General features: G+C 69.3%; 2 protein-coding genes. One reads left to right on the plus strand and one right to left on the minus strand.

The window, feature by feature from the left end; translation table 11 throughout:
* Positions 1-265 precede the first annotated feature (265 nt).
* Positions 266-1,792 (minus strand): stealth conserved region 3 domain-containing protein, encoded by a 1,527-nt coding sequence (locus VIM26_RS20070; protein ID WP_331954535.1) that lies wholly within the window; start codon positions 1,790-1,792, stop codon positions 266-268.
* Between the two features lie 180 nt (positions 1,793-1,972).
* Between VIM26_RS20070 and VIM26_RS20075 the strand changes: the two genes are divergently transcribed.
* Positions 1,973-3,655, plus strand: a complete 1,683-nt coding sequence (locus VIM26_RS20075) for a GAF domain-containing sensor histidine kinase (RefSeq protein ID WP_331954537.1) — start codon at positions 1,973-1,975, stop codon at positions 3,653-3,655.
* Positions 3,656-3,877 lie beyond the last annotated feature (222 nt).

The raw sequence follows: 3,877 nt of genomic DNA on the forward strand, positions 1-3,877 counted from the left end.
CGCCGGCGCCCGCCTGTTCGCCCTGGTGGGGCGGCGGCGGCGCGGCGAGCCGCTAAGCGCGGTTGCGGCGAGCAGTTCATCGGTCTTGACGGCGGTGTGGACGCCCTCAGGACTTCCGCAAGTATCACACAGGGGCCCGGCGATGCACCCGGAACACCCCGCCGGACAAGGCCCGGCGGCGAGCTCGCGAGCACCACCTGGGCCTAACGTCCGAACGTTGACGTCCTATAGGACGTCAACGCTCGGACGTTACGGGGTTCTGGTGCTACTTCTCCCAGGGGGCCGCGATCGGGAAGTACTTCTCCAGGAAGTCCGTCACCTTCGCCACGCGCTCCTCGGCGCTCACCTCGGGGAAGCTGCCGTCGTTGAGGCAGAAGAAGTCGTGCGACCGCTTGCGCAGCAGCGGGTCGAGGGACGCGAGGCCGGACACGTGGGTCGTGTCGACGTAGCGGACCTTGGCGTTGTCCTGGGTCACCGCCCGCCCCGTCAGCAGCGCGTAGTAGTGGTAGAGCGAATTCGTCACCGAGATGTTGTCCTTGGCGCGGAACGTGCTGGCCGCCGTGGCCGCATATTCCTCCGCGAACTCTTCCTCCATCTCCAGCAGCACGCTCCGGCGAAGCGGGGTCGCGCAATGCTCGAGATGCCGCGTGGTGATTCGGCCGAACTTTTCCTGCAACAGCCTGCGGTTCACTCGCGCCGAATTCTCGAATCCGCTGCGGTCGAGGTGATTGTCGCCCAGGCCGATGCGGGTCGGCGCCTTGATGAACTTCGTGACGCCGCCGGGCGAGAAGAACATGTCCGGTCCGAGCGGTCGACCGAAGAACATGTCGTCGTTCGAGTACAGGAAGTGCTCGGACAGTCCCTCGATGTGCTGGATCTGGGACTCGACCGCCTGCGAGTTGTGCGTGGGCAGCACCGACGGATCCTTGAAATGTTCCTCGCTGCGCACGAGCGTGACCGCCGGGTGGTCGGCGAGCCACTCCGGGGCGGCCGAGTCGGTCGCGATGAAGATGCGCCGGACCCACGGGGCGAACATGTAGATGGAGCGCAGGGCGTACTTGAGCTCGTTGATCTGCTGGAACCGGGCGACCGAGTCGTCCCCCTCGCCGACGACGACCCCCTCGGCACGCAGGGCGCGGGCCGCCTGGTAGGCCGCGCTGTTGCCGTCCACCCAGGAGAAGACCATGTCGATGTCGAAGTCGATGTCCGTCGCGTGGTCCGCGAACATGTTCTCGATCGTGGGCCACTCGAGACCGAACCGGCTCACCGTCCCGCGCACGGCCTCGACGTCGGGCAGGGTGCGACGGGTGAGGGAGTTCTCGATGGGCAGGATGAGGTTCCCGTCCTCCCATGACCACAGCTCGACCTGCACCCCGCCGGACGACCCGTAGGTGAGCCCGCCGGTGGGCTCGATGCGCGGGCGGTACAGGCGGAAGATCCGCGCCTTGCCGCCGTGCGCGAGAGCGCCGTCCGACACCAGCAGCGCGGTCTTCTTTCTCGCGTCGACCGTCATCGAGTAGAACGGCTCGTTCCGGCAGGCCGCGACCAGCACCTCGCGGAGCACCTTGCGCTTGGACCAGTCCACGGCAATTACCGGGCGGCTGTCATTCCCGCGCACCAGCAGATAACTGACGCCCGCCGCGTCGAGCGCCTCGCGAATGAAGATCAGGTCTTCAATCATCGCCTGGTGCGAGGTGCGATCCTTGTTGACGACCGCATAACGACCCTTGACCTTGACGATGTCGTCCCGATCGGTGAGCCGCGCGACGGCGGCCGGCGAGGTGATCTCCACGACCTCGCGCAGACTTTCCTCGGGTTCGGGTGCGCCGAAATAGGCCTCGTGCTCGACATGCGAATCCGGGATGGGGTCCTCCGAAAGAGACCGAGGGGCAGGGGGCTGGCTCCATAGTAAACGTCCGGTGGGCGTACTCCCCGTACCGTGAGCTAGGACAGCACGCGACGAGGAGCAAGCATGACGATCGATGAACGTCCCGCAGGATCCGGCACGAGCGACCTGCTGCGCGCGGTTCTGTCGCTCGCGGCGGACCTCGACCTGCCGAGCCTGCTCGAGCGGTTCGTCGAGGCGAGCATCGAGCTGACCGGTGCGCGGTACGGAGCGATCAACATCCTCGACGAGCGCGGGTCGTCGATGACCTTCGTGCAGGGCGGTGTCGAGGAGTCCGTCGTCGCCAAGCTCGCCAACTCCCCGCACTCGATCGGCGTCCTCGGCCAGATCCCCGCCCACGGGGTGCTGCGGCTCGACGACCTCACCCACCACCCGGCATTCAACGGCTTCCCGAAGGACCACCCGCCGATGGGTTCGTTCCTCGGCGCCGCGGTGCGGGTGCGCGAGGAGGTCTTCGGCTACCTCTACCTCTCGGAGAAGGCGGGCGGCTTCAACGACGCCGACGAGGAGGTCGTCACCGCGCTCGGCGCGGCCGTCGCCGTCGCCATCCAGAACGCGCAGCTGTACGCCGAGGCCGGCCGCCGCGAGCACTGGCTGCAGGCCGGCCAGAAGATCACCACCCTGCTGCTCGAAGGTGCGGACGAGGAGGAGGCGCTCACCCAGATCGCCACCACCGCGCGCGAGATCGCCAGCGCAGACACGGCCCTGCTCGTGCTGCCCGGCCTGAACGAGGAGCTCGTCGTCGAGATCGTCGACGGGCACGCCCACGAGGCGCTGCTCGGGCTGACCATGCCGCGCCACGGCCGCTCGTGGGCCGCGTACAAGAGCGGGGTGGGTGACCTCGTGCCGTCCCTCGCGTCCGCGAACCGGCTGAGCCTGGCCCCGATGCGGCAGTTCGGCCCGGCTCTGTACACGCCGCTGCGGGCGGCGGGGCACAGCGTCGGGGTGCTGGTGCTGCTGCGCACGATCGGCGCCGCCGCGTTCGCCCAGAGCGACCTCGTGGCAGCGCAGTCGTTCGCCGCCCAGGCCGCGCTGGCCTTCGTCCTCGCCGAGGCGCGGCACGCGCAGGACGTCGCCGCGCTGCTCGACGAGCGCGAGCGGATCGCGCGCGACCTGCACGACCTCGCCATCCAGCAGCTGTTCGCCACCGGGATGCAGCTCGAGACCGTCCGGCGTCGGGCGGCCCGCGGAGTCGAGCCCGCCGAGCTCACCAGCATCATCGAGGAGGCCCTCGACAGCGTCGACTCAACGGTGCGCCAGATCCGCGCGATCGTGCACGCGCTGCGCGACCCGGACGCGACCACGTCCCTGGTGGAGCGCCTGCGCCGGGAGTCCTCCCTGGCCCGCCGGGGTCTCGGCTTCGCGCCGTCGCTCGTCATCTCGATCGACGGACGCATCATCGACTCGGCGCAGGACGAGCAGGACGACCTGGACCGGATCGACGACATCATCGGGGCCGACCTGGCCGACGACATCGTGGCGGTCGTGCGCGAGGGCCTCGCCAACGCGGCGCGGCACGCGCACTCCTCCTCGGTCGCGGTGCGGGTCACGGTCGCCGGGTCCGGTCCGACCGGTCAGGTCGAGATCGAGGTCGAGGACGACGGCGCGGGGCTCTCGGTCGCGCGCGACCGGAACTCGGGCACCCAGAACCTCGCGGCCCGGGCCCGCCGGCACGGCGGCACGTTCAGCCTCGGGACCCCGCCGTCGGGTCGCGGCACGTTGCTCAGCTGGCAGGTTCCGCTCGACTGAGCCGGGACCACCTGTGGGGAATGTGGCCGATCGGGTCTCGGTCGGCTGTCGCGCCGACTATCGCGTTGCGGTTGCGTACAGCGCTAGGTGGCTGGTGTTTTTCGCGTGGCGGTGTCCGGTTGCGCGGCGACGCTCGGGGAGGATCGCGGGTGAGGGTTGCCGCTGCGGTCAGGAGTAGTCGATGACGTTGGGTCTGACGCCGAGGCAGGGTGATCTGCTGAG

Source organism: Pengzhenrongella sp. (genome assembly GCF_036565025.1).
In the GTDB taxonomy this organism is placed as follows: Bacteria; Actinomycetota; Actinomycetes; order Actinomycetales; family Cellulomonadaceae; genus Pengzhenrongella.